The organism is Gimesia maris (assembly GCF_008298035.1).
In the GTDB taxonomy this organism is placed as follows: Bacteria; Planctomycetota; Planctomycetia; order Planctomycetales; family Planctomycetaceae; genus Gimesia; species Gimesia maris.
Window position 1 is genome coordinate 4,618,704 of sequence record NZ_CP042910.1, and the last position, 17,239, is coordinate 4,635,942.

Sequence of the window (17,239 nt, forward strand, 5' to 3'; positions counted from 1 at the left end):
CAATAATTCGAATCAATGGGCCATAACGAAAGGAGCCTTCTTCGCTGAAGAAGGCTCCTTTAATATTTAGCAGACCCATGATGCTTCTCTTCTCATATGAAATTCACATTCATATCTCTCAGTTTCAAGTCTTACCTGTTCCAAACGACGCCAGAGACCGACCTTATGGACTTTAGTGAAGTCCGTTGATTATAATTTCATTTTGAGGTTCATTATGATGCAGGTCAGCTAATACAGAATTCAGACTCTACAGAAGAAAGTCTATTCAACATGAATCCCTGGAGCCTGGCGGCCTTTTTTTTCATATTCTCGGTTTCCTTGGCATCAGCCCAGGAAACAAAACCCCGCCCCAATATCATCCTGATCATGGCGGATGACCTGGGCTGGTCGGATATCGGCTGCTACGGGGGTGAAATCGGTACGCCGCACATCGACTCACTGGCCCGGGACGGAATGCGCTTTACTCAGTTCTATAACAATGCCATCTGCGGCCCCACGCGAGCATCATTATTAACGGGACTGTTCTGCCAGCAGACCGGCCATCGGGGAGACCGCTGGAACGAACCAAAGAATTTTGACGTCTGCATGACTATTGGTGAAGTACTCCAGCAGGCGGGATACCACACCATGATGGTCGGAAAGTGGCAGGGGAGAGACTCAGCCCTCGATCGCGGCTTCGACCGTTTTTACGGCCCGATGTGCCAGGCAAAAATCAGCTATTATCATGAAGTCGTTCAGAATCCGTTTTATCTGGATCGTCAGAGAATCGAACTCCCTGAGGATTATTATCTGACGGACGCATTTAATGCACACGCGGACCGGTTTCTCAAAGAAAGTCTGCAGAACCGGCAACCGTTTTTACTCTATGTCGCTCACATTGCCCCACACTGGCCACTACACGCCCACGAAGGGGAGATTGCCCCTTTCCGAAAGCGGTATGAAACACAGGGTTGGGACCAGATCCGTGCAAAGCGATTTCAAAGCCAGCGTCATACAGAATTGATCCCGGAACAATGGCAACTGGCACCACGCGCCGCCAGTATTGGTAACTGGGACAAGGAGCGGCACAAACGCTGGCAGGCAGAACGAATGGCTGTCTATGCGGCGCAGGTAAAATCCATCGACCGTGGTCTGGGACAACTGCTGCAGACATTAAAGGCTGCGAACGCGGAAGAAAACACACTTGTCATCTTTCTCTCTGATAATGGAGCAGCACCTGATGGCGGGTTAAATCCAAACAAAAGTGGATTTGGATTCAGTAAGAATACTCCCAATCCAGGCTGGAGACGGGATGGTGTACTCATCAAGCCGGGAAGCGGCCCCGATCATCTGCCCGGCCCATCGGATACTTTTGCTGCATATGGACTGGCGTGGGCTACCACCAGCAACACCCCCTTTCGCGGAACGAAACTCGAGGGTTATGAAGGAGGTATCCGTACGCCACTGGTGGTTCGCTGGCCCAGCGTAATTCAACAGGGAGGGGCCATCACCAGACAACCGGGACATGTGATTGACTTTATGGCCACATTCCTGGATATCGCTCAGGCTGAGTATCCCAGTGAATTCAAGGGCCGTCACCCACTGCCTGTCGAAGGTGTAAGTTTACTTCCGGTTTTCAGAGGAAAACAACGGACTGCCCCTGCGAGACTTTGCTGGGATCTGCCTCGCCATCAGGCCATCCGGGAAGGAAACTGGAAAGCGATCCGGCTCCGTCAGAAACCAGATCGCTGGCAGTTATATGATCTGGAGAGAGATGGTACCGAAACAACAGATGTGGCTGACCAGCATCCGGAACTCGTCAAAGGTATGGCACACCGTTTTGATGTCTGGTACGACCGGGTCAACCAGAACTAAAATCACAGTGTGAATCCTACAGAGCCACTCAGACTGCGTCATCAGATTACCCTCAAGTGGGACTCGCGGCCACGTAGTCAATTTTAATGTTTAAAATGACGACGACCAGTGAAGATCATGGCAATGTCATGCTCATTACACGCGGCAATGACTTCCTCATCCCGCACGGAACCACCAGGTTGAATAATGGCGGTCACCCCTGCTTTCGCAGCTTCATCCACGCCATCACGGAACGGGAAGAAGGCATCAGAGGCGACAACGGATCCCTGGCTGCGGTCACCCGCTTTATAGGCGGCAATATAGGATGAGTCGAGACGGCTCATCTGCCCGGCACCGGCTCCCAGCAACATTTCATCCTTGGCCAGTACGATCGCGTTCGATTTCACGTGACGACAGACGACCCAGCCAAAACTCAAACTGTTTAATTCTTCTCTCGTTGGTTCGCGCTCTGTTACGACTTTCCAATCTGCCTTGTCATCCCGCAGTTCATCCTTCTCCTGTACGAGAAGCCCACCTGAAACCCGACGATAGTCAAGACTTGGTTCTGTCGGCGGTTGCATCATGGGACATTTCATCAACCGCACGTTCTTTTTCCATTTTGGCTTAGTCGTCAGAAGTTCGAATGCTGCTGGTTCATAGTCGGGAGCAATAATCGCTTCAATGAACCGATTCGGTTCACAGAGTTTTTCAGCGGTCGGCTGATCCACAGGACGATTGAAACTCAAAATGGAACCAAAGGCGCTGACCGGATCCCCGGCATAAGCTTTCTCGAAGGCTTCCACCAGCGTTTCAGCAGTTGCACATCCACAAGGGTTAGTGTGCTTAATCACCACTGCGGCCGGCTTATCAAAATCACTGGCAATCTGCAGAGCGGCATCCAGATCCAGAAAGTTATTATAGGATAGCTCTTTGCCATTCAGCTGCTCTGCCTGAGCCACGCTGGCTGCTGGAGGATTCTGCTCAACATAGAAGGCGGCTCCCTGGTGAGGATTTTCGCCGTAACGCAGTTGATCCCGTTTCACCAGATTGATGCTGACCTGTTCGGCAAAGCGGCTCTGAACGCCTGCCTCAGATGGCAGCACAGAGGCCATGTAATTCGCGACCGCGCGGTCGTAGCGGGCTGTCATCTCGAATGCGGCAGCAGATAGCTCCAGACGAAATTCCGGAGTCAGAGGACCGGATTTCAATGCATCCAGCACTCGACCGTATTGTATTTGATTCGTCACAATGCCGACATAAGCATGATTTTTGGCAGCAGAGCGAACCATGCTCGGGCCGCCGATATCAATCTGTTCAATCGCCTCAGCCAGCGTTACATCAGGTTTGCTAATCGTCGCTTCGAAGGGATACAGATTGCAGACCACCAGTTCAAACGGAACGATTTCAAATTCTTGAATCGAGGCAGCATCACTGGCCAGATCAGGGCGTCCCAGAATGGCACCGTGAACTTTGGGATGCAGTGTTTTAACACGACCGTCCATTATCTCCGGGAACCCCGTGTATTCTGATATATCGATGACATTCACGCCCTGCTCTTCCAGATAGCGACGAGTTCCACCGGTCGAAATAAATTCAAAGCCCAGCATGGCCAGACCTTTTACAAATCCATCAAGACCCGTTTTATCACTGACACTTACTAATGCGCGACGTGGATGTGAATTACTCATTTGTTTCTTAGTCAATCACCTGAGAATACAGAATGGACAAGGTCCACCTGTCGTTGTAAAGAAGTTTCCCGTGCCTGATATAAACAGAATTCCAGTAACAGGGTGTACCAAAGCCCTTCCAGGCACAACACCGACTCAGTTTAGCCAGTATGTGATCAGAAAACAAATAAGGGCCGAGGAATGAAAGAAGCGGGAAAAACCGACCTAATTATCGGTATTGTCTCCGTTCGCTGCAGCGTCTGACTGAACATCTTTTGCTGCGGGTTCTGGAGCGATGTCGGGAAGAATCGGATATTTATCCTGATTTTTAAAGCGGATCGGAAATGGAAGGTCCTTCTGCTTCAGGCACAGAATAATTCCCGATTCTGACGAACAGAAAATTCGATCCGTCTGCTCGTTCATCAGCTTCACCTGGTATTTACGAAGTGGCACAGCAGAAAGAACCGCACCGTCGGTGCGGGAAAGTACCAGTAAATTTCCAATCTCATCTGTAGCATACACGCGAGTGGGTGACAGCGAAATAAATCGAGACCCCAGTGGTTGCCACCAATGTTCCTGGCCTGTTTGAGCTGACAGTTGGAACAGACCATTTTTCTTTGAAGAAAGATAAACGTCTTTGTCCAGAACTGAAACCGGATAGACTAATGGAAACGAGGATCGGATTCTCCAGCGCACGATTCCGTTCAAGAGATTCAGACAGTATAGATTCTGATCCTCAGAAGCAAGAAAAAGGCTCTTACCTTCTTCAGCAAGACTGGCTGAAATGGGTGCATCAGTTTCAAACTGAAATGCAAGCTGACGATCCTGGAGTGTCACCGAATAAAGTGAACCATCCTGGCTGGCGAACAGCAAAGTACGGTTTGTAACGATCGCAGGGGTGTTGATGGTATCGCCGGTCTGATATGTCCAACGGATAGCACTTTCACGCCATGCCGGAAGTTTTCCCTCATTACTTAATTCATTCAGCTTTTTCAGGTCCCATGCATACATTCGGCCATTCAATGTGCCTACATAAATAGCATCTTCGTCGACCGTGGGACTTGTAGACGCAGAACCTGGTAATTGAAGTTCCCAGTCAATTTCACCATTCAGCCTGTCGATGGCGTATAATTTAGTCCCCACAGTGATGTAAACATATTTTGAATTGGAGACCGGCGCATAGCCGATATTATTTCCCCTACCCAGTTGAGTCGCCCACAGTTTTTTGCCGGTTTCGTTATTAAATGCCGTTATGATGCCTGCCGTAGATAATGCATACAAATTGATTTCGTCGATCGATAAATGCACAATTTTATCGCGATGAGGATCAACAGTAGCCTGCCCCCACCAGACGCGTTCGAGATCGTACAGTCCTAACTGTTGTTGTGTAGGAATGGTGATACCAACCGAGGACTCATTCAGACGTTGAGCCATCAGACAATCACTCCCGGTGACTGCCAGAATTAATATCAGAAAATTAATTGTCAATTTTTTCCACAGAGACATAGCACCAGCTTTTTCAAGATGATTTAACAGGATTGGTATTCGCAGATCAACAAACAGTCTGGTCAGGATCACCTGATGCAAATTGAAGTATCACATCTCAAGTTTACAATACGGACTGACTCTAACCGAAAACTGTCTTCAAAAAGCGTTTGCAAAGCAGAATTCCAAGTGCTTCACGCAGGCTCATACATCCCATTCTACCCACTTCACCAAAGGGGAATCCAGCACTGTTATGCAATCATTTGAAGAATTTCCACCATAAATACTGTACACTCTACTATAATCACGGGGATCTGCATCAACTCAAAACCGGCTGGCGGAACCATGTGCCCATTTCTGTTTTCAGATCTCGCAATTAACCTTAGCCTCTTCGCCAGGTACGAATTCCAAAAACTGACGATGCCTGAAAAATGATCCTGTCCTGCATTTATTGATTATGATAAAATCGAACGACAACTTACGTTGGATTCAGTTTGTAGCTCGCCCCCCCATAACTCAAAGCATCAAAAGGAGTGAGAACAGGTACAATGTTTCCAGAGCATTTTCTTCCGTCTTCAAGACTCGCTCTTTCTGTCCCCCTGCTATTTACATTAATCCTGAGTCAGCAGACGTCAGGACATTGTGATCTGATCAAGCTTAAAGCAGGCGGCGAGATTAGAGGTAAACTGCAGAAGCTGCCATCCGAATCAGGAGAGGCTCGTATTATAGAAACACTGACTGGTGGCAAAATCACTGTTGACGCTCAACAGATTGAGTTCATTACGAATCGTCCTTTATCTGTCGAAGAATATGAATCTCGCTCCAAGTCAATCGCTGATACGGTCGATGCGCATCTGGAACTGGCAAACTGGTGTTCTGAAAATCACCTGATTTCTCAAAGACATGCCGAACTGGAAAAAGTATTATTACTGGAACCGGATCATTCAAAAGCCCGTGCAGCACTGGGGTATACGAATCGAGACGGGGAATGGATGACCCGTGATGAATTGATGAGAAAAAATGGTTACATCAAATATAAAGGACGCTATGTCTCGACCGCGGAGTTGGAATTACTGGAAAAAAATGAAGCAGACCTCGCTGAAGAACGAAAGTGGTTTAAAAAAGTCAAGCTCTGGCTGTCATTGATGAATAGTAATAATGCCCAGCTTCAACAAGAGGGCTTGAAAAATATTCAGTCAATAAACGACCCGTTTGCAGTGTCCGCCCTGGCTCGTCTGATGGGTAAGCACGAAAACTATCTGATACGATCACTTCTCGTCACCACACTGTCACAGATTACTGGCGACAAGCCTCTCAGACCACTGGCGGAACTCGCTTTATCGGACCCTGTTCAAGCGATTCGAGAGTCTGCCCTGCAGGCACTCTCCCGACGCGATGTCTCACAAGCAATCGTTTACTTTATCGAAGCATTGAAAAATAGTTCAAACCTGATTGTCCAGAGGGCTGGAAAGGGGCTGGAGGTCATTGGAGATAAATCTGTCGTACCGGAACTGATCTCTGCTCTGGTGACAACGCATACCTATCGAGTCAGGGTACCTGACACTACAACAACATACAGTTTCGGCACCAACGGAACGTTTGGAAATACAGGCGTGGTCCTGCCTCCGGATATTGAAGCGGGACTGCTGGCAGGTCGGTATCCCAATGGAGTGATTGTATTGCCTTCACAACAACCCAAGATTCCCATGCGTACGATCTCAGTCAAACATAATCATCAAAATGAAGCTGTGCTGTCTGCCCTGCAGGAGATCACACAGCAGAATTTTGGGTACAATCAAAGACTCTGGCAACTCTGGTGGTCTTCGACTCAAAACAAGGCAGGAATTATACCTGTCGTTCAATAAGCGTGGTCTAATTCGACTCAATTCAGACTTTGGGCCGTACCTGCTAAAGCTTCGCGTAGCGGGGCAAGATGCTGATCATAATTTTTCCAGCGATCCAGGCCAGATTTATTCATCGGTCTACGCACCTGCCAGTTACTCGCTGTTGTAACAGGTCGGGAATTGTCATGAAACGACAGACAGACATCGTGCCAGGGCATACCCGTCCAACTGACCAGTTTCCGTGAGACATCTTCCTGTTCATTCACCAGACCAGAGTAATTGAGCTCAAAAGGAGTTGTAGGCAGTACTTCCAGCCAGTGTTGTATGAGCCTTTCATACTCCCGAAAATAGAGTCCCAGGTGAGACAAATTAAACGAATACTCGTGACCTCGACGAAATCGCTGAAAATAACAGGAGAGACAGGTATCAAGCGGATGCCTGCGACAGTGAATGACTTTCGCCTGCGGAAACATGATTGCCAGCAGACCAAGGTGCATAAAATTTCCCGGCATTTTGTCAATAATCCGGGCAGCCGACTGATCGAAGGTTCGCAGTCGCCGCAGATATGCATCAGCAAAACCTGCAAAGGCTTTGTCAGGTAGACAGGCTATACACTCCGGGTATTTCGTCTGAGGTGATGCATGCTGGGGCATTGTCCCCGTAATACTGGAAATATCTGGAAGCTCACCAGCCCCGTGGATTTCAGGATGGCTAGACAGTATCTGTTCAACCAGAGTGGTTCCTGTTCGAGGCATACCGACTATAAAAACAGGGACCTTGCTCTGATGTCCCAGAGTAGCCATTTTCCTGATGCGTTCGAATGTAAAAACAGAGATAATCCGGTCAATATCTTTTCTGAAGCGATCAATATCAAATGAAGCACCTTTGAACCGATTTCCCATCTGATAGAATGAGAATGCTTTATCGTATTCTTTCACATCATTAAAGATTTTGCCGGCAGCAAATCCCAGGAAACAGCGATCCTCATCAGTCAAATCTGCTCTGGCCGTCTGTTGCTCAAGCTCTGCTAGAATCGGATCATCTGCTTCAAATTTCCTGGTCGCTGAATAATTAAAATACGCTTCTGCATAATCAGGCTTTAATTTCAGAGCGGTCAAATAATGTTCTTCCGAAAGATTGAACTCTCCCACCAGTCGATATATTGCGGCAATATTATGATGATACTCTGCGATATCCGGCTTGAGGGAAATCGCTTTATTCAGGAGATCGATTCCCAGCGAATGTTCGCCAGAGTGAGAATTCGCCAGAGCATAAAGATGGAGAAACTGAGAATTATTGACGTTTGCCGGATAGTAAGGTCTCATCAGGGCTTCTGCCTTTATCGCCTGATTGGCCTGCAATAGTTTAACAGCTTCGGCTATGACATTACTCATAAAGATTCCCGGTTCTGGATTTCAACGTTTCCACAAGTCGCTGCCACCGTAATGTCAGAGTCGAAAATGAAACGTTTTTCGGAAGTAACGCCAGAGCCATTGCCCTGTCGTTAACTTACTCACCAGAAACCGGGCCTTCCCCCGCATATTTGCCCGGAACAGAATCACGTCTTCATCTAACGGCACGATTGCCTGATACGCTGTACTGGTCAGTTTTTCTCGGCCATCCTTGTCGGTCACAGTAGGTAGCTCTCCCCCCATTTTATTCGAGAGAGTGGGAGGAACAAAATCCAGATGCCCGTGTGCGACACGTTCTATTTTGGATTCGTAGATCTTGTCGGGAAGGTGCTCCAGCTTCAGTTCAACCATCTGTCCCTCACTGAAGTCGTTTCGATATTCCTGATCGATAAACAGCACTGCCTGATAACGGGATTCAGGGGCAATACTCAACATGTGAGTTCGCTCTTCCAGATAGCAATTCTCATTTTTTGCATCAAGAGGTGTCCCAAACCAGCGCGAAAGCTGCTTTTTGGAATCCGACAACTTTGGTTCAGGTTGACTCGCGGGCGCTACAACAACCCCACTGACTGGAGCGATCACTTCCAGGTTTTTGATTTGTTCCTTCAGTTCAGCAATACGTTCCTGAATATTCGACAGTTTCTCTTCTGATACTCTGAGACCTGCCAGATCATCCAGAGCACGATATTTGGCTATCTCATCCATCTGGATATCACGATCCGTGCTTAACTGGCGCAGTTCATCCTGCTTTTCAATGTTTACAATGTTCGCAAGTTTCTGGCCTTTAACAACGTGCTGTCCCGGTTCGACGTAGACATTTTCCAGGCGACCGCTGCCGCTGGTATGAACATGCCTTACGTCATAACCTTCCACAATGAAAGGTGCTTCAAAATGCATGGGAACGGGGATCAGAAGAATTCCAAGAATCACGGCGGCGGCAACTGTCAGCGTCGCTGAGACTTTGAAGTAATTCATGGGTTCGGTCCTCGGAGCAGCAATAATTTTGTAAATGTTAAAGACGATTCCGCCTAAAAAAGAGGCGATGGATACCACGGCCAATGTGATTCCGATACTCTGCAAATCATAGGGTTTCAAAACGGTATACAGGAACAGTGTGATCCCAAACATAATAAACCAGCGATAAATCGCTGCGGAAAGAGCGTAGAAGATAAACCAGAATTTTCCTGTTTCCGGCATGAAGGGATCTCGTTGAGATTCAATCCCCAGGCAATACCAGGCAAAAGTATCACGCAGATGTTTATCAGCTTTCTGCCTGAGATTAGGTATTTCGAGTAAATCGCTCATCATGTAGTAACCGTCGAATCGCATCAACGGGTTGGCATTGAAGATCACTGTCGTCACAGTCGATACGAAGAACAGGTTCAATGCCAGATGGTTCAGCAGGCCAGGTTTGGTAAACCACCAGATCCAGACTGCGATGGCTGACATGATCACCTCGATATACATCCCGGCCCCGCCGATGATAATCCGCTGCCATTTATTTCTCAGCATCCAGGAGTCAGAAACGTCACAGTAAAGACAGGGACTGAACACCAGAAACATGATCCCCATGCCGTGACATTCGCCACCATAATGTTTACACGACAGGCCATGGCCAAATTCGTGGATAACTTTAGCGGCACCCAGCACAAACCACATATAGATCAGGTTCGGCCAGCCAAAGAACTGCTGAAATTCTGGTAGTCGACTGCGAAAGACCTCAAACTGAACCCCGATCAATATCCAGGAAGAGATAATCAGCAAAGCGAACATGAGTGTTGCCCAAGGCTGCCACATCCATTTTACATAGGGATAAAGCCTTTGTAGTGAGGTTTCCGGATCCCAACCCGGGAGCCTGAGATAGAGGATGTTTTTGAAGGTCGTCGTTAATTTCTTCTTATGCTCTTCTCGCCGCTGCTTGATCAGCGTCACCCCCTGTCCGGGTCGTCCACTGGTCAATAGACCTTTTCGGTACAGATCGGAGATCAATTGCTGAATTTCGGAGATTGAAAGCAGCAGCGTGGGATATTGTCGATGTACCTCATCCTTAATTTCTTCTGGACAACGTGCCCCGTTTAACAGATTAAGAATGTAATACTGTTCGGGATGGAGTCGAGTATATTTCAGAGAAACAGGGTCTTTAATGACCCAGTACCCGAGTCCTTTGTAATGAATCCACTTGCTGATTAAATCATCGCGCACGCTCAACGGAATGGGTCGTTCCGTTGAAGATGTCATGGATTCACTTAAAGTGCTCATAAGCCCGTTCTGGATTCAATCAGGAATGTGTAAGAAATATCAACTGTTGTCACGAATGTTGAAACTACTTGACTTCGGTTTTCTGCGCGACTTTGCTGTCAGACTTATCAGTCAAAATCTTCATGGTTGCCATATACCCTGCTTTCAGATCATTATCCCTATTTTCGACTTCAGCCCAGACCCGAATTGATTTCCCGTGAATCGGTTCTACTTCCACATCAATAAAGATGATCTTGCCTGTATATGTCTTCTCTTCAATTGGCAATCGGACGCCGGGGATGTCTAACTGGACCTGTACTGGAGTACCGACCTGAAACATCCAGGTATCTTCAATATTCACATAAGATTCGACTTTGACTCGTTTTGTACTGACCAGTTCCAGAACTTCGTCTCCGTGCCGTACCACTTCACCAGTCGAGCGAAATTTTTTGGTGACAATGCCATCAAAGGGCGCAATTATTTTTGTCTCTTCAATCTGGGCATCGATTTCATTCAGCTGTAATTTGTTCATTTCAAATTCCAGTTGCGCCTGCTCGATCTGCAGATCACTCTTCTCAGCATTCAATGTCAGACGTTTGATATCCAGTTTTGAGATGGTATTGCGAACCCGCTTATTAATATCCAGATTCATTTCGAGTTCGACATAGGCTGTGTCTCGGGCTTTTTGGGAGTAGCGTATTTCAATGTCATTTGTCGCTTTTTTCTTTGCGGTTGCTTTTGCTGCCTGCAATGCATCACTTTTTAAAGCGGCAATTACCTGCCCTTTTTTGACCAGTTCACCTTCATTGGGTTCGACGAATTCCAGTACCCCCGGTCGATCGCTTCCCAGAATCACACGATCAATTAATTTAATTCGGCAATTATTGACAGTGATTGATGATTCCGGATTAGCATTTGAAGCTTTGTGTTCCGGTTTTTCGTCTGCAGAGAGGCGATGGTCGCTCAGAATCAGACAGGCACCCAATGTCATCAGCATCGAGTAAGTTAACGTTTTCTTCAAAGTTAAATTCATGACTTTGTTCCAAATCAGATTCGCGGATTGTTTAGAGAAACTGTATTTCGCAATGCCTCAGTCAGACAAAATACTCAGACATATAAATATAGACACTTCTGAGCCTAATATCTAACGCCTCGCTCACCCCCCTGACAAGCGCTTTCTCTGACGACACACTTGAATTTTACAGGATAGAACGGACCGTAACGACGCGCTGTATCACAACAACTTAGCGATACAATCCTCACACACATCCCCGACATCCCATTTTAACACACTTGTATCCACCGACCGGGATACCCGGTTAATCTCCTTTTTTGTAAGTCGATACCAGATTTCAAATTAAACCGAGTAAGCCTAATACGTATGTTATACTTTGTATATTTGACCGTCTTTTATTATGAAGGCCGTTTATAGGATTATTTGCTAATGGACGGGTTAGGCAAATCTTCCGTTTCTTTTACGCAACATGGGTAAAAAAATACATTTACAGCAAAATGGAATTTTGCAATCGCCCTGCTGCTCCCATAAAATCATCAGAATGTAAGACTGTCCAGATCATGAATCTGGAATGTACTTACAGTAATTTTCAGTGTTTAGCACAAACATACCGTATAATTTGTGGAAGTGACTCAGCTTCTGACAATCAGTTACCGGAATTACTAGAACGACATAACAGGTAATCAATCTCCATGACAAGCACTCAATCACCGACACCGGGTCAGACCCGTGAACGTGTCATTCGCATCGCACGAGAGATCGAAGAGTTCGCTCATTCCAATGTCGCCGCGGAGACTTTTTTTCGCGAATTCCTCAGACGTGTTGTTGCAGGCCTGGGAGCAACTGCAGGAGCCGCCTGGCTGATTGATGAGAGCGGTCGACTGGCTGTAAAAAGTGAATTGAATCTGGCTGACACCGGATTCTATGAAGAACCTGAAGCCATTCTCAAGAACCAGCGACTGTTATCTGATGTCTTATCAACAGCGGAAGCGCGCATCTTTGCAGCGGATGCGGAAAACGACGTTCACCTGCCCACAGACAATCTGATAGTAGTCGCGGCGCTCACCATCCGAAAAAAACCTGTCGGTGTTATTGAAATCTTTCAGCGATCCAACGCTCCCAAACAGGCCCACCCTGGCTATCTGCAGTTTGTTGAGCAAATGTCTGGTTACGCTTCTCATTATCTGGCAGAACGGGAAAAAGCCAGTCAGACAGATGCATCACTGGAAGTCTGGGAAGAAGTCGACCAGTTTGTGCAACAGATACATCGCAGCCTGGACCTGACGGAAGTTGGCGCGACAGTTGTTAATGATGGTCGGCAACTGTTAAATGCAGATCGAGTCAGCCTGGCGATGCAATACGGAAAAAAAACCGTTATTGAAGCCATTAATGGTCAGGATAAAGTCAACAAACGTGCCAACACCGTTCGCCTGCTTTCTAAACTGGCAAACAAAGCATTGGCCATGCGGGAAACATTTATATATTCCGGATCGAATGATGCGATTCCACCCCAGATAGAAGAACCACTGGCTGACTATCTGCAGGAAAGTGGAGCGCGTATGATTCTGATTGTGCCGCTCTTCGAACCAGACCAAGTCATTAAATCAGATGAAGAAGCACTCGGTCGTATGAAAGATACACCGAAGAAGCTGATTGGTGGTTTAATCGTGGAACAGATAACTGACAGCCAGCCCCGCCCCCACCTGGAAAGTCGTGCGGAACTTCTGTCTGGTCACATCGCCAGTGGAATTGCTAACTCACGCAATTACGAAAGTATCTTCCTGATGCCTCTCTGGAGGTTTATCGGTCGCTGTTTCGCGGCATTGCGAGGCAAAACCCTGGTAAAAACACTGGTAGTGATTGCTTTAATCGTCGCTGCTGGTGTCGCATTGGCCCTGGTTCCTTATGATTATCGCGTGAGTTGCGACGGGCGGCTGATGCCTATGGTTCAACGCGAAGTATTTACTAACTGGGAAGGCGAAGTCGTCGCCATCCACGTCCAGAGTGGTCAACGGGTGAAAAAGGGAGAACTCCTGGTTGAAATTCGTAATGAAGATCTCAAAGCACAGCTACTGGAAACGGAAAACAAGCTTAATGAACTTCGGCTGATGCGTTTAACATTGAATGCACAGCTGCAGTCAGGAAATAATAACAAACGTCCTGTCGATGAAATCACGAAACTGCGTGGTCAACTAAACGAGACAGAGACTCAAATCTCCGGTGTACTGAAACAACTGGAAATTCTACGAGACCGGTTGGATAAACTGAATGTCAAAGCACCGATTGACGGTGTTGTTACCACATTCCAGATCGAACAATTGTTGATCAATCGTCCTGTGCAGCGCGGGGAACTTCTGCTGGAAATCATGGATCCTAATGGTCCCTGGCAGTTGGAACTGGATGTAGAAGAAAAGCGTATGGGACATATCCTGCGCGCCACCGAGAGAAAGGGTGACATCGGGCTGCCAGTTGAATTCATCCTGGCAACATCGAATGAACTATCTTACGAAGGTGAAGTCACGGAATTTTCCACACGTACTAACTCTTCTGAAGAAAATGGCAGTATTGTGGAAACCTATGCTACGTTTGACAAGGAAAAACTTCCCCTGCTCCGCATCGGGGCGGAAGTCAGTGCCAAGATTGATTGTGGCGAACGCAGTCTGTTCTATGTACTGTTTGGAGACGTGGTTGAAACCTGTCGTCGTTACTTCTGGTTTTAAATCTGTTTCTATCTGACAATTACCATTAAATAAAAACTCCCCTGCTGATCGCAACAGGGGAGTTTTTTAATGTTCGCTTCCAACTGAATGATTTCTATTCAGTTTTAGACTTTGCTTCTTCTTTCGCAGGAGCAGGCTTTTCAGCTTCTGGCTTTTTTGATTCAGGTTTTTCATGATCATGATCATGGTCGTGCTCAGCATGGTCGTGTCCTTCATGCTCACCATGGCTCAGATCGACATGAAAGTGGTTTTCGCCGATATCTAGATGGAAGTGACCGTTCAGATCTGATTCCTTTTTGATCGAATCGGGAATCGCTTTTCCTTCAGCAACAAACCGTGAGGACTTTCCCTCTTCTTCCCCATCCAGAGGTTTAGCAGCCAGGGGAATTTCATGTTCTTTGTCACCGATCTCAAGATCAAAATCGATTTCCTTCCCGGCAATCGGGAATGCAGTTTTGGCATCGGGCCCCAGAATATAGGCTGTCAGTGTGCGGCCTGCTTCATCGAAGACCACTTCCACATGATACTGTTCCTCACCGACTTCCAGTAGATGCCCACCATTGGGGCCATGGGCATGATCGTGCCCGTGTGCATGTTCTGCTTCCACCGATGCAGCCGAATCTTTGTCGTCAAAAGTACGGGTATCGCTCTGCGCGGAACACCCCGTGAAGAGTGCCAGTCCAAAACTGCATAATGCCACTTGAATGGTTTGATTGAAACGCATTTCTGATTCCTTATCAATCTGGTAAAAATATTTGGGAAAATTCCGTCAGCCGATCTGCCACCGCCGACGGAACGAATCATAACAGTATTACTTGTAAATAAAAGCAGTCCGGGATTAGATTTTAAAGCCGCTTTATTGAATCCCTTCTTCCTCTGCCAGAGCCGTTTCCGCATCATCATCCTGAATATAGGTTTTTCCTTTATAGAACCTGGCAACAAACACAAAAAGAACCGCAGCGACAAACATCAAACCGGAAAAGAACCAGAAATAAGAGGCGCCTTCCAGACGGGAAGTATTTTCATCAATCATAATAAATTTATTGACTTCTGCAGTCATCAGATTCCCGGCCGTCATGGATAGAAAATACAAAGACATAATGAATGATTTCATTGATTTCGGTGCCTGTGTATAAGAAAATTCCAGGCAGGTAATGGAAACCATCACTTCTCCAGCGGTCAAGACAAAATAGGGAAGCGCCTGCCAGAGAATAGAGGGAGGGCTGCCTGCAGAAGAGTCGATGCGGATCTGTATCAATGCAGTGATTGCAAACGAAGCCGCTGCCAGAAAAAAACCAATCGATATCTTTCGGAGGGGAGTCAGGGGAAATACTTTGTCAATTAATGGGTAAATCACATAGGAAAAAGTGGGAATCAGGATCAGGATAAACAGAGGATTAAATGCCTGCACTTCGGCAGCCCCCAGTTTAATATTTCCCCAGGGAGTCATCAGATCCTGATTCATATTGACTCCCTGTAGTACCCAGGAGGAACCTGTTTGATCAAAGAGAGACCAGAAAATGGGAAGAAAGACATAATACAATACGGAAAGATTCAACAACGCCTGTAAGCCTTCTTTCCCAAACGTTTCTGTACGAAATTTTTTCCAGCCGGATGCAGGGATATGCACAAACTGGTTACGCCCCAACCAGAATAGAATCGTGGCCAGCAGCATCAGTATCCCGGGAATCCCAAATGCATAATGTGGACCATAATATTCGAGTACCTTGGGAATCATAATCGAAGCAACAAAAGCACCGAGATTAATGGCGAGATAAAACCAGCCAAATACTTTGCTAAGCAGATGATGATTCTTATTCCCAAACTGGTCACCCACATGTGCAGAGACGCAAGGCTTAATTCCCCCTGCTCCGATGGCAATCAGACTCAGGCCAATAAACAATCCGACGCGTGTTTCATCAATGGCAAGCGCCAGATGTCCCAGGCAGTACACAATCGAAAGAATGAGAATGGTTTTATACTTTCCCCAGAACACATCGGAGAGAATCGATCCGAGAAGTGGAAAGAAGTAGACGGCTGCAACAAACTGGTGGAAATAAGCAATCGCCTGTTCATTCTGCATGTGATCCGGTTTGCCACTGGCATTCAGCATGAATTGTGTCATGAACACAACAAGAATTCCGCGCATTCCGTAAAAGCTGAAGCGCTCCGCTGCTTCATTTCCCACGATATAGGGAATCCCGGAAGGCATTTTCTCTGTTGGAACGGGTGCCGTTTTATATTTTGCCTGTGCCATAAATGAATCAAGTCCTTTGATAAAATTCAGCGCTCGTGATGTGTGTTTCTATTGTCCTGCCAGTCCGATTCGATCCGTTGCACCTGGACGCCGTCTTTCGAAGGTGAAAACTGGTAAATACAGTCAGCATAGCGTTCAAACATGCTGGAATCATGATGGCTGATCATGATGATCTGAAAGCCGAGCGCTTCCCCTGCTTCATGAATGATTTTGACAAGTCGCGGCACCAGGTCGGGGCGTAACCAGCAATCCTGCTCATCCAGGACAAGTACGCGGCGGTGCTCCTTCTCATCAAGGGTCATCAGGGCAAACATCCGCAATCCGACTGAAAGGACATTGGCAACCGAGCCTCCCTGACCACGCATGATGTCTTCGATATTCCCCTCACGTTCAATCTGGAATTCCACACTGGCCGAATTGTGCTTCCACTCTGCGTTGGCTTTGAGCTTCAAAGGCTGTTCAAGAACCTCCTGCAGAGCGATTGTCAGTTTTTCCTGAATCAGCTGCAGTTCCTGCTCAAACAGCTGACCGCTGAGAGTTTCCAGAGCTTCGGTCACCTGTCCGGAAATTGCCACGTATTGTTCGGTTAACCGTATTTGTTCGGACAGCGTGGTTTTTTCTTTCATTTTCTGCTTCCGAACCGCGGCCAGTTCCCAGCATCTGCGTTGTAATGCAAGTGGAGAGCGCAGTTCTTCCGTAGCAAAATCCGGTTCATGGGGAGAAGGCGGTTTATTCATCATTGGTGATCTTTATCTACTGCTCTCAGGA

The 17,239-nt window shown here is 47.1% G+C and carries 11 protein-coding genes; 3 read left to right on the plus strand and 8 right to left on the minus strand.

Going from position 1 to position 17,239, the window contains the following annotated elements:
* Positions 1-270 precede the first annotated feature (270 nt).
* Positions 271-1,854 (plus strand): arylsulfatase, encoded by a 1,584-nt coding sequence (locus GmarT_RS16860; protein ID WP_002645230.1) that lies wholly within the window; start codon positions 271-273, stop codon positions 1,852-1,854.
* Between the two features lie 83 nt (positions 1,855-1,937).
* Here GmarT_RS16860 and purH read toward each other — a convergent pair whose 3' ends face one another.
* The gene (gene purH, locus GmarT_RS16865) at positions 1,938-3,521 is read right to left on the minus strand and encodes a bifunctional phosphoribosylaminoimidazolecarboxamide formyltransferase/IMP cyclohydrolase (protein WP_002645229.1); all 1,584 of its coding nucleotides are present in this window, start codon (positions 3,519-3,521) and stop codon (positions 1,938-1,940) included.
* 204 nt (positions 3,522-3,725) lie between these two features.
* A complete protein-coding gene (locus GmarT_RS16870; RefSeq protein WP_187782299.1) occupies positions 3,726-4,934 on the minus strand; it encodes an outer membrane protein assembly factor BamB family protein in 1,209 nt (402 codons plus the stop codon).
* A 599-nt stretch (positions 4,935-5,533) separates the two neighbouring features.
* On the opposite strand from GmarT_RS16870, the gene GmarT_RS16875 reads away from it, so the two are divergent.
* Positions 5,534-6,850 carry a HEAT repeat domain-containing protein gene (locus GmarT_RS16875; protein WP_002645226.1) on the plus strand — a complete coding sequence of 439 codons (1,317 nt, stop codon included), beginning with the start codon at positions 5,534-5,536 and terminating at the stop codon, positions 6,848-6,850.
* A gap of 17 nt (positions 6,851-6,867) precedes the next feature.
* Here GmarT_RS16875 and GmarT_RS16880 read toward each other — a convergent pair whose 3' ends face one another.
* From GmarT_RS16880 to GmarT_RS16890, 3 genes are all read right to left on the minus strand, one after another.
* Complete coding sequence (locus GmarT_RS16880; protein WP_002645225.1) at positions 6,868-8,223, minus strand: sulfotransferase family protein; 1,356 nt, start codon at positions 8,221-8,223, stop codon at positions 6,868-6,870.
* A 54-nt stretch (positions 8,224-8,277) separates the two neighbouring features.
* Entirely contained in the window at positions 8,278-10,500 is a 2,223-nt protein-coding gene (locus GmarT_RS16885; RefSeq protein WP_002645224.1) for a biotin/lipoyl-binding protein, read from the minus strand.
* 64 nt (positions 10,501-10,564) lie between these two features.
* Positions 10,565-11,512, minus strand: a complete 948-nt coding sequence (locus GmarT_RS16890) for an efflux RND transporter periplasmic adaptor subunit (RefSeq protein ID WP_081459421.1) — start codon at positions 11,510-11,512, stop codon at positions 10,565-10,567.
* A gap of 674 nt (positions 11,513-12,186) precedes the next feature.
* On the opposite strand from GmarT_RS16890, the gene GmarT_RS16895 reads away from it, so the two are divergent.
* Positions 12,187-14,214: an RND family efflux transporter gene (locus tag GmarT_RS16895; RefSeq protein WP_002645222.1), complete on the plus strand. Its 2,028-nt coding sequence runs from the start codon at positions 12,187-12,189 to the stop codon at positions 14,212-14,214.
* A 94-nt stretch (positions 14,215-14,308) separates the two neighbouring features.
* On the opposite strand, the gene GmarT_RS16900 is transcribed toward GmarT_RS16895, so the two are convergent.
* The 3 genes from GmarT_RS16900 to GmarT_RS16910 form a co-directional block, all read right to left on the minus strand.
* Positions 14,309-14,938 (minus strand): hypothetical protein, encoded by a 630-nt coding sequence (locus GmarT_RS16900; RefSeq protein WP_002645221.1) that lies wholly within the window; start codon positions 14,936-14,938, stop codon positions 14,309-14,311.
* A 132-nt stretch (positions 14,939-15,070) separates the two neighbouring features.
* Positions 15,071-16,471, minus strand: a complete 1,401-nt coding sequence (locus GmarT_RS16905; RefSeq protein ID WP_002645220.1) for a POT family MFS transporter — start codon at positions 16,469-16,471, stop codon at positions 15,071-15,073.
* A gap of 26 nt (positions 16,472-16,497) precedes the next feature.
* Positions 16,498-17,211 carry a P-loop NTPase family protein gene (locus GmarT_RS16910; protein WP_002645219.1) on the minus strand — a complete coding sequence of 238 codons (714 nt, stop codon included), beginning with the start codon at positions 17,209-17,211 and terminating at the stop codon, positions 16,498-16,500.
* Between the last annotated feature and the right edge of the window lie 28 nt (positions 17,212-17,239).

What these genes read in the sequence shown, in the direction of transcription:
- GmarT_RS16895 (WP_002645222.1), top strand. Translation starts at nt 12,187, where the DNA reads ATGACAAGCACTCAATCACCGACACCGGGTCAGACCCGTGAACGTGTC.
- purH (WP_002645229.1), bottom strand. Translation starts at nt 3,521, where the DNA reads ATGAGTAATTCACATCCACGTCGCGCATTAGTAAGTGTCAGTGATAAA.
- GmarT_RS16905 (WP_002645220.1), bottom strand. Translation starts at nt 16,471, where the DNA reads ATGGCACAGGCAAAATATAAAACGGCACCCGTTCCAACAGAGAAAATG.
- GmarT_RS16880 (WP_002645225.1), bottom strand. Translation starts at nt 8,223, where the DNA reads ATGAGTAATGTCATAGCCGAAGCTGTTAAACTATTGCAGGCCAATCAG.
- GmarT_RS16870 (WP_187782299.1), bottom strand. Translation starts at nt 4,934, where the DNA reads ATGGCTCAACGTCTGAATGAGTCCTCGGTTGGTATCACCATTCCTACA.
- GmarT_RS16910 (WP_002645219.1), bottom strand. Translation starts at nt 17,211, where the DNA reads ATGATGAATAAACCGCCTTCTCCCCATGAACCGGATTTTGCTACGGAA.
- GmarT_RS16890 (WP_081459421.1), bottom strand. Translation starts at nt 11,512, where the DNA reads ATGAATTTAACTTTGAAGAAAACGTTAACTTACTCGATGCTGATGACA.
- GmarT_RS16875 (WP_002645226.1), top strand. Translation starts at nt 5,534, where the DNA reads ATGTTTCCAGAGCATTTTCTTCCGTCTTCAAGACTCGCTCTTTCTGTC.
- GmarT_RS16885 (WP_002645224.1), bottom strand. Translation starts at nt 10,500, where the DNA reads ATGAGCACTTTAAGTGAATCCATGACATCTTCAACGGAACGACCCATT.
- GmarT_RS16900 (WP_002645221.1), bottom strand. Translation starts at nt 14,938, where the DNA reads ATGCGTTTCAATCAAACCATTCAAGTGGCATTATGCAGTTTTGGACTG.
- GmarT_RS16860 (WP_002645230.1), top strand. Translation starts at nt 271, where the DNA reads ATGAATCCCTGGAGCCTGGCGGCCTTTTTTTTCATATTCTCGGTTTCC.